The 15,861-nt window shown below is 54.2% G+C and carries 15 protein-coding genes; 8 read left to right on the top strand and 7 right to left on the bottom strand.

The window, feature by feature from the left end; translation table 11 throughout:
- Positions 1-293 precede the first annotated feature (293 nt).
- Complete coding sequence (gene mscL, locus ACEYDX_RS02750) at positions 294-731, top strand: large conductance mechanosensitive channel protein MscL (protein ID WP_373740510.1); 438 nt, start codon at positions 294-296, stop codon at positions 729-731.
- Between the two features lie 249 nt (positions 732-980).
- On the opposite strand, the gene hslO is transcribed toward mscL, so the two are convergent.
- Positions 981-1,889 carry an Hsp33 family molecular chaperone HslO gene (gene hslO / locus ACEYDX_RS02745; RefSeq protein WP_373740509.1) on the bottom strand — a complete coding sequence of 303 codons (909 nt, stop codon included), beginning with the start codon at positions 1,887-1,889 and terminating at the stop codon, positions 981-983.
- A gap of 347 nt (positions 1,890-2,236) precedes the next feature.
- On the opposite strand from hslO, the gene gltS reads away from it, so the two are divergent.
- The 3 genes from gltS (at position 2,237) to ACEYDX_RS02730 (ending at position 5,642) form a co-directional block, all read left to right on the top strand.
- A complete protein-coding gene (gene gltS, locus ACEYDX_RS02740) occupies positions 2,237-3,478 on the top strand; it encodes a sodium/glutamate symporter (protein WP_373740508.1) in 1,242 nt (413 codons plus the stop codon).
- A 103-nt stretch (positions 3,479-3,581) separates the two neighbouring features.
- Positions 3,582-4,604: a lysozyme inhibitor LprI family protein gene (locus ACEYDX_RS02735; RefSeq protein WP_373740507.1), complete on the top strand. Its 1,023-nt coding sequence runs from the start codon at positions 3,582-3,584 to the stop codon at positions 4,602-4,604.
- A 393-nt stretch (positions 4,605-4,997) separates the two neighbouring features.
- Positions 4,998-5,642 (top strand): nuclease-related domain-containing protein, encoded by a 645-nt coding sequence (locus ACEYDX_RS02730; protein WP_373740506.1) that lies wholly within the window; start codon positions 4,998-5,000, stop codon positions 5,640-5,642.
- Between the two features lie 26 nt (positions 5,643-5,668).
- Here ACEYDX_RS02730 and ACEYDX_RS02725 read toward each other — a convergent pair whose 3' ends face one another.
- On the bottom strand, positions 5,669-6,208 hold the full coding sequence (locus tag ACEYDX_RS02725; RefSeq protein ID WP_373740505.1) for a DUF924 family protein: 540 nt from the start codon (positions 6,206-6,208) through the stop codon (positions 5,669-5,671).
- Between the two features lie 250 nt (positions 6,209-6,458).
- Positions 6,459-6,947, bottom strand: coding sequence for an META domain-containing protein (locus ACEYDX_RS02720; RefSeq protein ID WP_373740504.1), 489 nt, complete (start codon positions 6,945-6,947; stop codon positions 6,459-6,461).
- A 251-nt stretch (positions 6,948-7,198) separates the two neighbouring features.
- Between ACEYDX_RS02720 and murU the strand changes: the two genes are divergently transcribed.
- The gene (murU, locus tag ACEYDX_RS02715; RefSeq protein ID WP_373740503.1) at positions 7,199-7,894 is read left to right on the top strand and encodes an N-acetylmuramate alpha-1-phosphate uridylyltransferase MurU; all 696 of its coding nucleotides are present in this window, start codon (positions 7,199-7,201) and stop codon (positions 7,892-7,894) included.
- Between the two features lie 340 nt (positions 7,895-8,234).
- Here murU and ACEYDX_RS02710 read toward each other — a convergent pair whose 3' ends face one another.
- From ACEYDX_RS02710 to ACEYDX_RS02700, 3 genes are all read right to left on the bottom strand, one after another.
- Complete coding sequence (locus ACEYDX_RS02710) at positions 8,235-8,996, bottom strand: hypothetical protein (protein ID WP_373740502.1); 762 nt, start codon at positions 8,994-8,996, stop codon at positions 8,235-8,237.
- Between the two features lie 101 nt (positions 8,997-9,097).
- Positions 9,098-9,430, bottom strand: a complete 333-nt coding sequence (locus ACEYDX_RS02705) for a hypothetical protein (protein ID WP_373740501.1) — start codon at positions 9,428-9,430, stop codon at positions 9,098-9,100.
- Positions 9,431-9,505: 75 nt separating this feature from the next.
- Positions 9,506-9,757 carry a GlsB/YeaQ/YmgE family stress response membrane protein gene (locus tag ACEYDX_RS02700; RefSeq protein ID WP_373740500.1) on the bottom strand — a complete coding sequence of 84 codons (252 nt, stop codon included), beginning with the start codon at positions 9,755-9,757 and terminating at the stop codon, positions 9,506-9,508.
- A gap of 169 nt (positions 9,758-9,926) precedes the next feature.
- On the opposite strand from ACEYDX_RS02700, the gene ACEYDX_RS02695 reads away from it, so the two are divergent.
- The gene (locus ACEYDX_RS02695; protein ID WP_373740499.1) at positions 9,927-11,393 is read left to right on the top strand and encodes a YdiU family protein; all 1,467 of its coding nucleotides are present in this window, start codon (positions 9,927-9,929) and stop codon (positions 11,391-11,393) included.
- A 115-nt stretch (positions 11,394-11,508) separates the two neighbouring features.
- Here the strand turns inward: ACEYDX_RS02695 and ACEYDX_RS02690 are convergent, their stop codons facing one another.
- A complete protein-coding gene (locus tag ACEYDX_RS02690) occupies positions 11,509-12,726 on the bottom strand; it encodes a capsule biosynthesis protein (RefSeq protein WP_373740498.1) in 1,218 nt (405 codons plus the stop codon).
- A gap of 412 nt (positions 12,727-13,138) precedes the next feature.
- Between ACEYDX_RS02690 and ACEYDX_RS02685 the strand changes: the two genes are divergently transcribed.
- A complete protein-coding gene (locus ACEYDX_RS02685) occupies positions 13,139-14,602 on the top strand; it encodes a mannose-1-phosphate guanylyltransferase/mannose-6-phosphate isomerase (RefSeq protein ID WP_373740497.1) in 1,464 nt (487 codons plus the stop codon).
- 156 nt (positions 14,603-14,758) lie between these two features.
- The gene (locus tag ACEYDX_RS02680; RefSeq protein WP_373740496.1) at positions 14,759-15,859 is read left to right on the top strand and encodes a capsule biosynthesis protein; all 1,101 of its coding nucleotides are present in this window, start codon (positions 14,759-14,761) and stop codon (positions 15,857-15,859) included.
- Positions 15,860-15,861: the final 2 nt, after the last annotated feature.

Genomic DNA, 15,861 nt, shown 5'->3' with positions numbered 1-15,861 from the left:
GAGCATGCGGTATCGATACCATCAACACATTATCCAAACACTGCCGTCCACGATAAAAAATCCACCGCCCGCAGTTCTACCCTATATAAATAGTATCAAACCCGTTCAACGGCTGACGCGAAAAAGTAACATCCTGTTTCAGGCGGTCAAATTTTGTAATGAACGGAACAAAAACCGCTTTTTCAGGACTAACCTACTAAATTTAACTTTTTTAAATTTATCTTAACCCATAACGCGGTACTATCTCGCCCGTTTTGTTTTTTCACCATCTCTTAAACATCAAAGGAATCAATATGTCTATTGCATCAGAATTTAAAGAGTTTATTATGCGCGGTAACGTTATCGACCTCGCGGTCGGTATGGTTATCGGTACTGCGTTTTCCGGCATCGTAAAGTCGCTGGTTGACGACGTCATCATGCCCCCCATCGGTATCCTGCTGGGCGGCGTGGACTTCTCCAACCTGTTCATCACGCTGAAAGACGGCGCAACGCCCACGCCTGAAGCCGGTTTTGCCACTCTGGAAGCCGCCAAAGCCGCCGGTGCGGTTACCATGAACATCGGCCTGTTCATCAACACCATCGTCAGCTTCCTGATTATTGCCGCGTGTATCTTCATGGTTGTGAAAGCCATCAACAGCCTGAAAAAACCCGCCCCCGTCGAAGAAGCGCCCGCCGAGCCGAGCGAAGACATCGTTCTGCTGCGCGAAATCCGCGACTCTCTGAAAAAATAATACCGTTTTCCGTGTGAAGCAAAACAACAGGCCGTCTGAAATATTTTTCAGACGGCCTGATTTTTTCTTTTTGGCTGTATTTGGATAATGCGTTGACCACACCGGCGGCATCATTCTGCGGGAATTGGTTTTTGAATTTCAATTCATGCGGTTCAGAACATTCACGGTAGATTTCCGCCCGCTCGGGAACGACGGTCGCGAACGACACCGTGAAATCAACGCTCCGTGCGAATACTGCCTTCGCGCGGTTTACTGCAACCGCTGCCGCTCTTCCCTGACGGCATCCACCACATCGGCACCGAAAAGCGCGTTGACATCGGTTTCGTCAAACACATACTGCGTGTGGCAGAAATCGCAGTCGATTTCGATGCTGCCCTGCTCCGCCACCACGCCGCCGACTTCCTCCCCACCCAGCATCAACAGCATATCGCTGACTTTGCCGCGCGAGCAGGTACAGGCGAATTCGATGTTTTCGGGCGTGAATACGCGCGGCGGTGTTTCGTGAAACAGGCGGTAAAGCACGTTTGCCGCGTCCAAATCCGTCAGTTCTTCTGCCGTCAGCGTATCGGCCAGCGCAGTAACGTGTTCCCACGACTCGGCATCGGGTTCGGTCTCCGGCAGACGCTGTACCAGCAGGCCGCCGCAGGCGGTATCGGATGCGGCGAGCGTGATGTGCGTATCGAGCTGTTCCGAGCGCTTCATATAGTTCATCAGCATCTGCGCGATGCTGCCGCCCTCCGGCGGAACCACACCCTGCCACGGTTCGCCGTCTTTAGGCTGGAGCGTCAGCACAAAGACGCTGTTGTCGCCGAGCAGATCCGCCAGCGTATCGCCGTCTGAAACAGCGGCATTTTCGTCCCAACGCGCCGTGGCTCGGCAGGTGTTGTCGGATGTGGTTTCCACCACCAGCATTTTCAGACGGCCCTGTCCCTGCACCTGCACAATCAACGTGCCTTCCGATTTCAAATTGCTCGACAGCAGCGCACCCGCGGCCAGCAATTCGCCCAATGCCCGACGGATGGCGGCCGGATAATGTTTCTGCCCCACAATGTGCTGCCAAACATGCTCCAGCCTGACATGCAGCCCGCGCACGGGCATACCGTCAAAAATAAAACGGGTGCGGCTGTCGGCAGGATAAGCGGATGTATTTTGCGTCATGATGATCTCTGATAATGAAGATTGCTGTTGCGCGGATATATGGTTGCGCTTGCGGCGAAATCAAGACAGGCCGTCTGAGCGCATTTTTCAGACGGCCTCCTGCGCCAACCGGATTCTTCATGCCCATGCCGTCTGAAAACAACTCAGATTGTCAACAATTCCTTACATCAAAAACACTGCCCCATTTACTGAAAATCCGATTTATCACTTTGTTTATCAAAATTTTTTTCAGACGGCATTCTGCCACCCCGCCGGTTTTACACTCCGCCCGCAACGTTTACTTTGACATTTTTTAACCGCTACCCTAATATCCGCCTTTTCCCAAAACAACAATAGAAGGAATGTTTATGGAATGGGTATTCAACAGTTACTACACCCTGATTGCAGCCACCGTCGTGCTGCTGCTGGGCAAGGTAATGGTCAAAAAAATCAAATTCTTACAGGATTTCAACATCCCCGAACCCGTGGCCGGCGGCTTGGTCGCGGCGGCAATCATCTACGCGCTTCACGCTGTTTACGGCGTGAGTTTCAAATTCGAAAAACCGCTGCAGGATGCATTTATGCTGATTTTCTTTGCATCCATCGGTCTGAGCGCGGATTTTTCACGCCTGAAACAGGGCGGCTTGCCGTTGGTGATATTTACCGCCATCGTGAGCGTGTTGATTGTGATTCAAAACGCAGTCGGCGCAGGATTGGCTTCCGTACTGGGCCTTGACCCGCTCTACGGCCTGATGACCGGTTCGGTAACGCTGACAGGCGGCCACGGCACTGCGGGCGCATGGGGGCCCGACTTCGAAAGCCAATTCGGTTTGACCGGTGCCACCACATTAGGCATGGCCGCTGCGACTTTCGGTTTGGTATCGGGCGGTATCATCGGCGGCCCCGTTGCACGCCGTCTGATTAACAAAATGGGGCGAAACCCGTTGGACGAAGCCACCCGCAAGGCCGCGCGCGAAGACTTGAGCGACGACGACCCAACCGACCGCAGCGACGACGTATTCGAACATGCCGGCCAAACCCGCCTGATTACCGCCAACTCCGCCGTGGAAACGCTGGCCATGTTCGCCGCGTGTCTGGCGTTTGCCGAAATCATGGACAGCATCGACAAACAGTATCTGGTTGATTTGCCCAAATTCGTTTGGGGGCTGCTGTTCGGCGTGATTCTGCGCAACGTATTGACCACTGTGTTCAAATTCGACATGTTCGACCGCGCCATTGACGTATTCGGCAACGCTTCGCTGTCGCTCTTTTTGGCCATGGCGCTGCTGAACCTGAAACTGTGGGAGCTGGCCGACTTGGGCGGCCCGGTAACCATCATCCTGCTCGTTCAGGTTGTGGTGATGATTCTGTATGCAACTTTCGTTACCTATGTCTTTATGGGACGCAACTACGATGCCGCTGTTTTGGCTGCCGGACACTGCGGCTTCGGCCTCGGTGCCACGCCGACTGCCGTCGCCAATATGCAGTCGATTACCGAGCGTTTCGGCTCTTCGCACAAAGCGTTTCTGATTGTGCCGCTGGTTGGTGCATTTTTTGTGGATTTGGTGAATGCCACCATTTTGACGGGCTTTGTAAACTTCCTGAAATAAACAGCAATGAAACTAAAAAGCACCTGAAACGTCTTACCTGTTTCAGGTGCTTTTGCTATGATGCCGTCTGAAAACCGTTTTTCATAATTCCAAGGAGCTTCAAATGTACAAAAAACTGCTTGCCCTCACATTGGCGGCAGCTTTGCTGAGTGCCTGCGGCGACGACAAAAAAACCGACGCCGCCCTCGCCTGCGAAGACCCCGCCGTATTGCAGAGCGTGAAGAGCAACATTCAGGAAATCGTCAAACAGGAAGCGCGCGACTTCGCCCGCAACGATTCCCGCCAGTTCGTCGATGCCGACAAAATCATCGCCGCAGGCAGCCAGCTCGAAATCCTGCTGGAAAACCCCGAAACGCAAACCGACGGCGGCAAACCCGTCTGCCGGGCCGACCTGAAAATCCAAGTGCCGTCTGAAATCCTCAAAACCGCCGAAACCAACAGCCCGCTGATTTACGGCAAAGAAACCATCGCCCAGCTTATCGAAAAACGGCTGACGGGCAGCAACGCCACTTTCTCCAACGGCCTTTACAGCTCCGCCATCAACTACCTGCCCGCCGACGCCTCCAAAAAAACCGAGCTGAGCTTTGAAGACAACGCCCTGACGCAGGCCGCGCAAACCGTTTCCGCCGCACTCCTGCCCTACGGCGTGAAAAGCATCCTGCTCATCGACGGCAAACCCGTCAGCCTCGAAAAAGCCCTGAAAATGGACAGCAAAGCATTCGACGAACCGTCTGCCACCGACCCTGCCGACATTCTCGAAAAAAATGCCGCCAGCAGCGAAGCCGTCGGACTGACCACCGAAGACGCATCCGCACCCGAAGTGCTCAGCCCCTCCGAACCGGTGGACGAGGCACCTGCACCTGCCGACAGCGACCTCCAGCAGGCGCATGAGCAAAACCGCAGCGCCAACAACGAAATCAACCGCGTTTGGAACGACATGGACAAAACCGTACAACAGGGCATCCGCGATGAGCAACGCAGTTGGATCGACAGGAAAAACCGCGACTGCCGTCGTGCCGCCGCGCAAGCAGGCAACCCTGACCGTGCCGAATATCTGCAACTGCAATGCGACACCCGCATGACCCGCGAACGCGTGCAGTATCTGCGCGGTTATACAATTAACTGACACGGAACGCCGCATAGCGGCAACCGCCGCAACAAAGGCCGTCTGAAAAGTTTTCAGACGGCCTTTGTTTTACAGAATACAAGCATCAACTCCAATTTGTAATATGTTGTAAAGAAGTGTCAAGAGATAAGTTGTTGCATCCCGCAAGAAAATCCAAACAATCTCTTTATTATCAAAATGATAAAAACAAAAACCAGTCTTCCGGGAAAATGAACGGCACACGTTCCGGCATCCATACTCAAGAAATTCACAGAAAAAACCGTTTGTCCTGTTGTTTTTATTCAATAGTAATATTTTCTCAGTTATAATGCATATTAAATGATGTTGGAATGATGCCGCCGTTTAGAGCGGCACGGCAACATCAATAAAACAAACACAATACGCGGAAAACTTATGCAGCTTACTGATTTTTTTACCCAGATTTCACAGGGGGTGTTCCCCTACGTCTGGTGGACGGCCCCTGTCCTTCTTTTCAGCCTTTATGCCAAAAACAGAGCGGCATCCGAATGGTTCGGACGCTCAAAAAACAAGAAAAACCTGTCGGATCGTTTGGACGGACAGCAATACCGTGCCTTCCCCAACCTGCCGTTATCCATCGGCAACGGCAGCGGTGCAGCCGATTGCGTTTACGTTTCCAAACACGGCATTTTCGTTGTCGCCATGCCCAAGCAGGGCGGTTTCGTCTCCGGCAGCAGCAGGGACAGCGAATGGACGGCAGAAAGCCACAACCGCCACACCGTTTTCGCCAATCCTTTGAAACACAACCAGCTCGTCATCAACGCCCTTTCGCGACAGCTGGAACTGCCCGCACACTGCTTCCACTCGGTCGCCGTGTTCCCCGATAGCTGCCATTTCCAAACCATGATGCCCGACAACGTTATCGAAGAAGCCGATTTTGAAAGCTACATCACGCAATTCGACGACGAATATCTGGGTGCGGAAACCCTTGCCCGCATCACGGCGCAACTCGAAAGCAGCGAATTCGACATGGTGTTCAACCATCCCGACCAAAACGACGGATATTTCCACGCCGTCTAAACAATACCGGCATGCGGAGCGGAATGCTAAAACGACGAACCCGGCTGTTTCAGAAATTCCAGCTCTTCCGCCGTACTTTCCCTACCCAGTACCCGATTGCGGTGTGGGTAACGACCGAAGCGGTCGATAATACTTTTATGTTTAATTTCAAAGTCATAAGCCGATGCCGACGTATGCCGTCTGAACAATTGTTCGGCCTGCATATGCACGGCACGACTTTCGCTGTGCATCAGCGGCATCAGCATAAAATGACGTTCGGCCGCTTCCATCGCGGCGAACCCCGGCTGCCAGACCGCTTCCTGAGCCAGCGCAACCGCCATATTGTCCTGCGCGAATGCCTGCGGCGAGTCGCGAAATAGGTTGCGGGAAAACTGGTCGAGCACGATGATTTCAGCCAACCGCCCGTGTAGCGTTTCGCGCCAACCATACAGTTCCGATGCCGCCGCCTGACGCCAAAGCGTTTCGAAACGGCGGTGCACAAGTTCATCGAATGTTTCGTTTTTGGCAAACCATAAAGCGGAATCGGTTTCTCTAAACCAAAAATCCAAAACCGTTTGCGGTGTCATCCGTGTTCCTTTCGTTCTTGGTATTTCGGGAAATTGCAGCAAAATGCTGCAGCCGCATTTTAAAGCAACAGGCCGTCTGAAAAAATCTTTTCAGACGGCCTGTTTACTCTTTTGCGTTATTCGGACAAATTGCCGCCCCGCACAACACCGCTGCAAGGCTTGGGTATGCCCTTACCTTACACCGCCGCGACGGAGAAGCGGAAACACCGCCGCCGCCCGCCGCCCAAGTCATGCAGGCGCAGACACCGTATCATTTGGCATGGCGTGCCGATGCAAAAGTCGGTACGGATTTCAAATCGCCGTGTCCGGTCAGGCGTTCGGCAGACAAACGCTGCGCCACGGCAACGGTGCGGCCTTCGATGTCGTACAGTTCGACACTGTGCTTGTGCAGACGGTAACTTTTCACGCCGTGCAGCGCGGTGGCAAGCTGCTGTTCGCTGCCGCTGCCCGTGCAGCGATTTTGCACGGTTTGGATTTTGCCGAAAATGATGCCGTTTTTCTCGGCAACGGCATGGTGTCCAGACAGTTTCAGGCATTCCGAATCGACGCTGAAGCCGGTATTGGTACTGTTGACGGCCAACATCATGTCCTGCGTGGCGGGACGCTGCCCCGCGATTTCGGTAATGCGCCAGCGGCCGTACACGTTCGGCCGGTCATCGGCGGGATTTTTAATCGGAAAAACAATCGGGATGCAGCCCGACACAAACAGGGGCAGCAGCAGTAAAGCGGCTTTTTTCATGGTTATCCTTTCGGCTTGTGTATCAAAAACTGAGCCAGCCGTACTCCCCGTAACCATTATTTTTATACCATCAACATACTACACCGCCCAAAATATGCGTTAAAAATATACCAATCGGGTTTTTCAAACGATAAAACGCACTTTGTTTACCGCATTGAAATTCCACGCCATGATATTCACCGCTGCCGCTTGCACCATTGCAAGGCCGTCTATACAATCCTTCCGTTTTGTTTTCCAAGTGATTTTCCGATATGAAAGCCATGATTCTGGCCGCCGGACGCGGCGAACGGATGCGCCCGCTTACCGACACCACCCCCAAGCCGCTGCTCAAGGTCGGCCGCGAACCCTTAATCGGCTGGCACTTACGCCGTCTGAAAGCCGCAGGCATCAGCGAAATCGTCATCAACCACGCATGGCTCGGCAGCCAGATTGAAGACACCTTGAAAGACGGCGCGGACTACGGTGTGCAGATCCGTTATTCGCCCGAAGGCGAAACGGGGCTGGAAACCGCAGGCGGCATCGCCACCGCCCTGCCCCTGCTCGGCGACCGACCGTTTTTGGTCATCAACGGCGACGTGCTGACCGACATCGACTTTCAGACGGCCTTCGAGTGCGCGGCAACCATGCAGCGGCACGGCCGCCTTGCCCATCTTTGGCTGGTGGACAACCCGCCGCACAATCCCAAAGGCGATTTCGGCCTGCTTTCAGACGGCCTTGCCGCGTCGTCGCCCGAACAGGGCGAAGGGCTGACCTTCAGCGGCATGGGCGTATACAGCCCCACACTGTTCGCCGGCACCCCGCCGCGCCAAGCCGCCAAACTCGCACCGCTGCTGCGCACCGCCATGGACAACGGCTCGGTCTGCGCCGAAAAACACACCGGCCTTTGGCTCGACGTCGGCACGGCGGAACGGCTGGCCGAAGCCGACAAACTGGCCGCAGGCTGGTAAGCCGTCTCCAAAAAAATCAGCCCGTCTGAAAAATATTTTTCAGACGCCCTTTTACTGCCCGCACCGTATCTGCACCGAGTGCCTTAACCAATCGGCATCAGGTCGGCAAACGATGATTCGGATGCATTCGGATACGGCGTTGATATTCAGTTTACCGTCATTCCTGCGCAGGCAGGTACCCGGAAGATCTGCCGAAAAGTCTTGTTCCTAAACATTACGGATTCGGATTCCCGCCTGCGCGGGAATGACGGCGACGGGTTAACCCTGTATCAACTCCCAACCAAGCACGGCCTTGTTGTTTCAGGTATTTTTATTTCCCAAACAACCCGTTACGGAACAGCTATTTGCGTACAAACACCCCGTTTTCAAACCGGTAAACAATCCGCTTACCGGTCAACTCCCCATACTCGAACGCTTTGGTGTTGCGCACCACGGGAAAGCTCAGCTGCCGCCGCTTCGCATCGTAAACGAAATGCCGGAAATTTTCAGGCAGCTTGTCTTGGCTGTGCGGCTCATAAGCATAGTCTATTGACGACACACGTTTGCCGGCAGCAAACAGTTTTTCAGGCTGCAAACGATTGTTTTTGATACTGAACCATTCCACCGCCTTACCGTGCAGCCGCCCGAAACCGACGCCGTGGGTAAACATCAGATACACCCTGCCGTGCTGCGGCAACGTGTCCTGCTCGATGCGTTCCACATAACCGAACGAACCGCTTTCGGGAAAACCACTTTCGCGCACCCTGCCTGCGCCGTCTTGAATCTGCACCATATGGGCATATTCGTGCATCGAGCCGCCGGTGGGGATGCGCCAAGAGAATATGCGCAGTTTTTTGTCGGCCGACCGCGACATCCCGATGCCCGCGTTCTGCATTTCCGGGAAACGGCATTGCCACGTCGCCACATCGTTCGTCGCCTGCATCACCTGCGCAAAGCGCGCTTCGGCGGCGTTGAACTTGGCCTCGTCAAACAAATCGCTACAGCAGGCATGCTGCTCCATTGCCTGATAGGCTTGCGCGGCTTGGCGGTCGATTTGTCCGCACGTCGCCGCATGCGCGGACAAGGAAGCAAACAGCAAGGTAAGCGGGACATATTTTTTCATGTTTATTTCCTTTTTCAGACGGCCTGAACGGCTGTTAAATACCGTTCAGGCCGAACAGACCGCAGAACCGAAACCGCACCGCCGCATACCGACAGCCAAACTTAGCTGCTGCCCCGTTTCAAGGCTTCCACCACCCCGCTGCTGCGCAATGTGCGCTCGAACAGGTTGCGGAACGGCATCACGTCTTTATTGGCCACCACCAGCACCTGCCGCCCGTTGTCGGGATTTGTCCACTCAGCGAACCACAGGCCGCAGGCGTGGGCGGCCATTCTGACGGCGTGCCCCGTGTGGCGGCGGTCGAGTGCGCGGGCAAACAGCATCGGGTTGCGCAGAAAATAGTCGCTGAGACGGTTTTTGGAAAGCGCGTAATCAGATCGGTCGCGGTCGATGGGAATCACGCGGACGGGAAGGCGGTTGGCGAGATTAGGCTGCACGGTCTGCTCCTGCCCAAAAAATTTCAGACGGCCTTATTGTACCGAATAAGGCCGTCTGAAAAACATCCGAACGTGTTATTTGCGTTTGATGAAGCGCGTGTACACAAACAGAATTACCACTGCCGCCACGGTGGAAGCAATCCATTCCATAATCCGTCCGGAGCCGTACCAGCCCATCGACCGGCCGACAAAGCCCGCCAGCGCGGCACCCGCAATGCCCAGCAGCGTGGTCATGATAAAGCCCAAATCGTCGCGGCCGGGATGCAGCAGTTTGGCGAGCACGCCGACAACGAAACCGATAATAATGGTACCAATCCATCCTGACATAATCATTCCTTTCTTGATGCAGATATTGTTGTAAGCGGCGGCGCCATGCCGTCCGCGTACGCAATGATAAGCCCGCCGCCGTTTTCTGCGGCAGGCGCTTACACAGTTTTGCACACGCTGCCCGCAAAGCCGTTATACTGGCCGTCTGAATTTTTTTACCGACAACACGATGCACACTCTGCCCCTGCACGAACCCGCCTTCGCCGCCCTGCCCGACCACTGCTACGCCCGCGTCGCTTTCGAGCCGCTGCACAACCCGCACTGGGTGGCGGCCAACCGCCGCTTCGCCGAGGAACTCGGCCTGCCCGACGATTTTTTCGACCGTGCCGCAACGCTGTCCGCCCTCGGCGGCAATGCCGAAGATTATCCCGTCCGTCCGCTCGCCGGCGTGTACAGCGGCCACCAGTTCGGCATTTATGTGCCGCAATTGGGCGACGGCCGCGCCGCCTCCATCGGCAGCTACACGGATTCAGACGGCGTGGATTGGGAGTGGCAGCTCAAAGGCGCGGGCAAAACACCGTTTTCCCGTTTTGCCGACGGCCGCGCGGTCTTGCGTTCCGGCATCCGCGAATACCTCGCATCCGAAGCCATGCACGGCTTGGGCATCCCCACCACCCACGCACTCGCACTCGTCGGCGGCAGCAACCCCGTTTACCGCGAACAGCAGGAAACCGCCGCCGTGCTCACCCGCCTGTCGCCGAGTTTCATCCGCTTCGGCCATTTCGAATATTTCCACCACAAAAAGCAATACGACACCGTCAAAGCCTTGGCCGACTTCCTCATCAAACACCACTATCCCGACTGTGCCGGAGCCGACCGCCCCTATGTTGCCCTGCTCGGCGAAATCGGCCGCCGCACCGCCTGTCTGGCGGCAGGCTGGCAATGCGCCGGCTTCTGCCACGGGGTGATGAACACCGACAACATGTCCGTACTCGGCCTCACCATCGACTACGGCCCCTTCGGTTTTCTCGATGCCTACGACCGCTACCACATCTGCAACCGCTCCGACAAACAGGGCCGCTATGCCTACAACCGCCAGCCACAAATCGCCCAATGGAATCTGGCCAAACTCGCATCATGTTTCGCAACGCTGTGCAGCGAACAGGATTTGCTCGATGTTCTCAACCGCTTTCCCGAAGATTTTCAGACGGCCTATGAAGAAAAAATGCGCCGCAAACTCGGTTTGGACACCGTACAAAACGACGATGCCGAACTGTTTGCCGACCTTTTCACCGCCCTGCAAAGCCGCCGCGTCGATTTCACCCTGTTTTTCAGATACTTGGCCGACGTTTCCAACAACCACGCCGACCCGCTGCCGCCGCACCTGCTCTCCCTGTTCCGCGGCCCGACCGAAAGTTTCCTCCTGTGGACAGGCCGCTACCGCCGCCGCCTGCGTCTCGAAAACAGCGACCCCATCCGACGGAAAACCCGCATGAACGCCGCCAACCCGCTCTACACCCTGCGCAACCACCTGCTCCAGCAGGCCATCGAACGCGCGCAACAGGGCGACTTCCGCGAAACCGAACGCCTGCAGCGCTGCATGGCCGAACCGTTTACCGAACGACCCGAATTCGCCGACCTCGCCGAACCTGCACCCGAATGGGCTGCCGGCATTTGCGTAAGCTGTTCCAGCTGAAAACCGCCGTGCCGACCGATACGGCTGCAAACGGATAAAACGGAATCAAGGCCGTCTGAAATCATTTTCAGACGGCCTTGATGCAGTCGGACAAGCCGAATAATCGCTAAAAAACTCAATACCAAATCACGCCGGTTTGATAGGGGCTGCCTTTGATTTTGCGGTAGAAACTGCCGTTATGCTGGGTGTTGCGGCACAGGTAATCGAGATAGTGGTTGATGTACATCCGGTTCGGCCTGAAGTGTTCCGCCGCCGTCCAAAAACCATCGAGAGAGTCCTGCACCGTCAGCCCGCGGATGTTGTAAACCGATTCTCCGCACACTTTGACCGGCAGCAGCTCCTTAACTGCCGACAGGCCGACCGTACTGTTGATGACCACAACGCCGCGTGCGTGTGTGAGCAGGGAAGGCAGGTGTTGGTCGTGGATATAGAAGATGCGCTCTGCGCAGCCTAAAGAACTGCCGAGTTCCTGAATCAGACGGCCATAGTCTTTGTAGGCCCTGTCAAACGGGTGCTGTTTCAGCACCAATATGCAGTCGTTCGGGGCGTTTTTTGAAAAAGAAACAATGACTTCTTCGATAAAGTCTTCAATGGCGGCATAGGGAGAATGGTGGGAAATCTGGGCATCGTTGTGCACCTGCAAAGGTACGAGAAAATACCGCTGCGACCATTCCCCTGTCAGTTTTGCGGCCAGGCCGCGTTCTTTAAATCTGAACCACTGCTTACGGAACGCGCCGCGTATCCAATACAGCCCTTCCCTGATCTGCAGCGGCCTGTGGTGGCGGTAGTGCGGGAACCGGCGGCGGCCGAACGATGCCGCCACATAGTAGAGCACCGCCCACCAAGCCGCATACCAATAGGTTTTGCCCACATCGGTAAACGGCGGCGGCCGCATGTTGCCGAGATAGAAGGAATGCAGATAATCGCGCACTTGCGGCACAAACTGCGAATAGCCGTTGACGCCGCTGTGTTCCATCGTGATGTGGTTCGGTCTCAGATAGCCTTCTTCAAACACATAAACATCCGTTCCCGTTTCCTGCGCCACTTCTTTGGCCGCCATGTGGATGCTGCGGCAGTCGCCGAACAATACGATGATGTCGACGGCGTGCCGCCCGATGAAGCGTTGCAGGAATTCCGGCCATTCGGACATGGGCCGTCTGAAATTCACGCCTTGGGGATAGAAGAAGCAGTCGCCTGCGTTGAAGTTGATTTTGAACACCCGTGCGTCCAGCCGGCGCAGGTCGTCGGCGAAATTCCTGAAAAAAGGCCCTACGGGGCCTTGGAGCAGCAGGACCTTTTTGTGTTTGAACGGATGTAGGCTGACGGAGAGCATGGATGGTTTGTCGTAATTTCAGTCGGTATGAATATTATGTGTACGTTGTATTTTTAATAACAACTTTATAGATAATTTCTAAATTTATAATATACCCGTGTTTTCGATATACAGGTAAAATTCCCCTCAGCGTTCCATCCGGAACCGTTTTGTTAATTTTATTTAGCTATTTTGAATAAAATTATTCATAAAATTGAAAGTGTTGGCTACAACAATCAAATCTTCGGCACTGCCGTCTGAATATGCAGGAAACAGTTTGCCAATCCCAAAAAATTCCAAACAAATAAAAACAGAATACGATACAAATCAACAATTCTTTTCTTACTCTGTTTTTTCTTTGCAAATTATAGCAGAATGAGAAATGATATGGTACATTATAGTTTTTTCAGCAATATACAAAGGGAAAACCAAAATGAAGCTGCAGTCCGTCATCCTCTCGGGTGGTTCAGGCACCCGCCTTTGGCCGCTTTCGCGGGAAAAATACCCCAAACAGCTTTTGAGCCTGTTCGACAACAAAACCATGCTTCAAGAAACCGTGTTGCGGATGAACCGCTTTACGTCGGACAAAATCGAAACCTCGGATTCGCCGATTGTGGTTTCCAATCAGGAATACCGTTTCATCACGGCCGAACAGCTCAAGCAGGTCGATGCGCGCGCGGAAATCGTTTTGGAACCGTGCGGACGCAACACCGCGCCCGCACTTACGGCCACGGCGTTCCACATTCTCCAGCAGCAGGGCGATGCCGTGATGCTGGTCATGCCTGCCGACCACCTTATCAGCAATACCGCCGAATTCTACCGCGCCGTGGAAACCGGCCTGCCGCAGGCATTGGCCGGCGGCATCGTATGCTTCGGCATCGTTCCCAACCGTCCCGATACGGGATACGGCTACATCAAAGTAACCGGCAAAACGGAAGGAAACCAAGCCGCACCGTTAGACAAATTCGTTGAAAAACCTTCTGCCGCGCTCGCACAGGAATATGTTGCGTCCGGCCAATATTATTGGAACAGCGGCATCTTCATGCTGAAAGCTTCCACTTGGCTGAGCGCAATCAGTCAGTCCAATGAAAAAATCCGTGACAAATGCGAAGAAGCGGTGAAAACCGCCGAAACCGACAAAGATTTCGTCTGGCTCGGCGGTCAGGCTTTTGCGTCTTCGCCCGAAGATTCCATCGACTATGCCGTGATGGAACATATCGGCAAAGACGGCAAACTGTCTGTTGAGAGCATTGTCGTACCGATGGACGCAGGCTGGTCGGATGTCGGTGCATGGGATGCCGTCTGGGAATCCAGTCCGAAAGACGAAGACGGCAATGCCAGCCGAGGCAAAGGCCATGTGGTTTTCCACAATGCCCGCAACAATATGGTGCATACCGCCAACAAACGGGTGGTGTCGCTGCTCGGTTTGCAGGACATCGTCGTGGTCGATACGGAAGATGCTTTGTTGGTGGCGGATAAAAAAGCCCTGCCCGAAATCAAGCAGATTATCGGCAAAATCAAAGACCGCCATGTCCAACTGACCCAGCACGGGCGTGAAGTGTTCCGCCCTTGGGGCAGCTATGATTCGCTCGAGAACGGCAGCAATTTCCAAGTGAAGCGGATTGTAGTCAACCCCGGCCAAGTGTTGAGCCTGCAAATGCACCACCACCGCGCGGAACATTGGATTGTCGTAAAAGGCACGGGTAAAATCACGCGCGGCGACGAAGAGTTTCTGCTGTCGGAAAACCAGTCCACCTATATTCCTTTGGGTGTCGTCCACCGTTTGGAAAATCCGGGGAAATTTCCTTTGGAGCTGATTGAAGTCCAGTCGGGCAGCTACTTGGGTGAAGACGACATCGTCCGTTTGGAAGACGTCTACGGCCGTACCAAGCAGTAACTGCCGAACCGTCCGAACAGGCCGTCTGAAAACCGTCTGCATCTTTCAGACGGCCTGTTCGGGCATTTCTATTTCCCCTTTTCCAATCCGATTCACACACAGCAGCCGCCCAACCATAAAACCTACTGCGGCCGCTCTATGGGAGCTTGATAAGCAATGAGTAAAAAAGTAAGAAAACCGGGTATTTCATTTTGGCTGATTGTGGTATTGCCGACGCTTTTGTCGGTGCTTTATTTCGGACTGGTGGCCTCCGACCGCTATGTGTCGGTATCCAGTTTCGTTATCCGCAGCCCGCAGAAGAGCACATCGGTAACCGGCTTGTCTGCTTTTTTACAGAATGTCGGCTTTTCCCGTTCTTCCGACGACAGCTACATCGTCCACCAATACATGCTGTCGCGCGATGCCGTCGCCCAGTTGGACAAAAGCATGAAAATTGCCGACAAATACGGCAGCGGCAACGTCGATTTCATCAGCCGCTACAACACGTTCGGCTTTAACGGCGGCTTGGAAGGACTCTACGACTATTACCAAAACAAGGTGTTAATCGATACCGATTCGACATCTTCGATTTCCACACTCACCGTCAAAGCATATACCGCCAAGGATGCGCACGACATCAACGTGCGCCTGCTCACGCTCGCCGAAGCGCTGATTAACCGCCTGAATGCGCGCGCGCGCCAAGACATGATTTCGTTTTCCGAAAAAGAAGTCGAAAAAGCCGCGGCAAATGTAAACGAAATTTCAGACCAACTTCGCGAATTCCGTGCGCAAAACAAGATTTTCGATGTCGATCAGCAATCGAAACTCCGTCTGCAACTGATTTCCAAACTGCAAGACCAGCACATTCTGGTGCAGAACCAACTGTCGCAATTGAAGGCCGTTACCCCCGAAAACCCGCAAATTCCGATATTGGAGGAAAAAGAACGCAATCTGCGTAAAGACATCAGCAAAGAAACCAATTCCGCCCTGGTCGGTTCAAGTTCGCTGAACGACAAAGCAGCAGGCTACGAACGCCTGATTCTGCAAAAAGAAGTTGCCAGCAAAGAACTGGCCGCAGCATTGGCCACTTTGGAACAGAACAAAAACGAAGCGCAAAGAAAACAGCTTTATTTGGAAAGGGTTTCCAACCCGATGGTGCCCGACGATGCCATCGAACCCAAACGCATCAAAGGCATTCTCTCCACTCTGGTGCTGAGTTTGGTTATTTGGGGCATCCTTACCCTGCTTACCGCCGGTGTCAAAGAACATCAGGGGTAACG

It is taken from the genome of Neisseria sp. (genome assembly GCF_041804105.1).
In the GTDB taxonomy this organism is placed as follows: domain Bacteria; phylum Pseudomonadota; class Gammaproteobacteria; order Burkholderiales; family Neisseriaceae; genus Neisseria.
This window is presented reverse-complemented; position numbering and strand designations above follow the sequence as displayed.

Bases quoted from the DNA above. Each gene is read 5' to 3' on its own strand.
- mscL (WP_373740510.1), top strand. From the start codon at position 294: ATGTCTATTGCATCAGAATTTAAAGAGTTTATTATGCGCGGTAACGTT.
- hslO (WP_373740509.1), bottom strand. From the start codon at position 1,889: ATGACGCAAAATACATCCGCTTATCCTGCCGACAGCCGCACCCGTTTT.
- gltS (WP_373740508.1), top strand. From the start codon at position 2,237: ATGGAATGGGTATTCAACAGTTACTACACCCTGATTGCAGCCACCGTC.
- ACEYDX_RS02735 (WP_373740507.1), top strand. From the start codon at position 3,582: ATGTACAAAAAACTGCTTGCCCTCACATTGGCGGCAGCTTTGCTGAGT.
- ACEYDX_RS02730 (WP_373740506.1), top strand. From the start codon at position 4,998: ATGCAGCTTACTGATTTTTTTACCCAGATTTCACAGGGGGTGTTCCCC.
- ACEYDX_RS02725 (WP_373740505.1), bottom strand. From the start codon at position 6,208: ATGACACCGCAAACGGTTTTGGATTTTTGGTTTAGAGAAACCGATTCC.
- ACEYDX_RS02720 (WP_373740504.1), bottom strand. From the start codon at position 6,947: ATGAAAAAAGCCGCTTTACTGCTGCTGCCCCTGTTTGTGTCGGGCTGC.
- murU (WP_373740503.1), top strand. From the start codon at position 7,199: ATGAAAGCCATGATTCTGGCCGCCGGACGCGGCGAACGGATGCGCCCG.
- ACEYDX_RS02710 (WP_373740502.1), bottom strand. From the start codon at position 8,996: ATGAAAAAATATGTCCCGCTTACCTTGCTGTTTGCTTCCTTGTCCGCG.
- ACEYDX_RS02700 (WP_373740500.1), bottom strand. From the start codon at position 9,757: ATGTCAGGATGGATTGGTACCATTATTATCGGTTTCGTTGTCGGCGTG.
- ACEYDX_RS02695 (WP_373740499.1), top strand. From the start codon at position 9,927: ATGCACACTCTGCCCCTGCACGAACCCGCCTTCGCCGCCCTGCCCGAC.
- ACEYDX_RS02690 (WP_373740498.1), bottom strand. From the start codon at position 12,726: ATGCTCTCCGTCAGCCTACATCCGTTCAAACACAAAAAGGTCCTGCTG.
- ACEYDX_RS02685 (WP_373740497.1), top strand. From the start codon at position 13,139: ATGAAGCTGCAGTCCGTCATCCTCTCGGGTGGTTCAGGCACCCGCCTT.
- ACEYDX_RS02680 (WP_373740496.1), top strand. From the start codon at position 14,759: ATGAGTAAAAAAGTAAGAAAACCGGGTATTTCATTTTGGCTGATTGTG.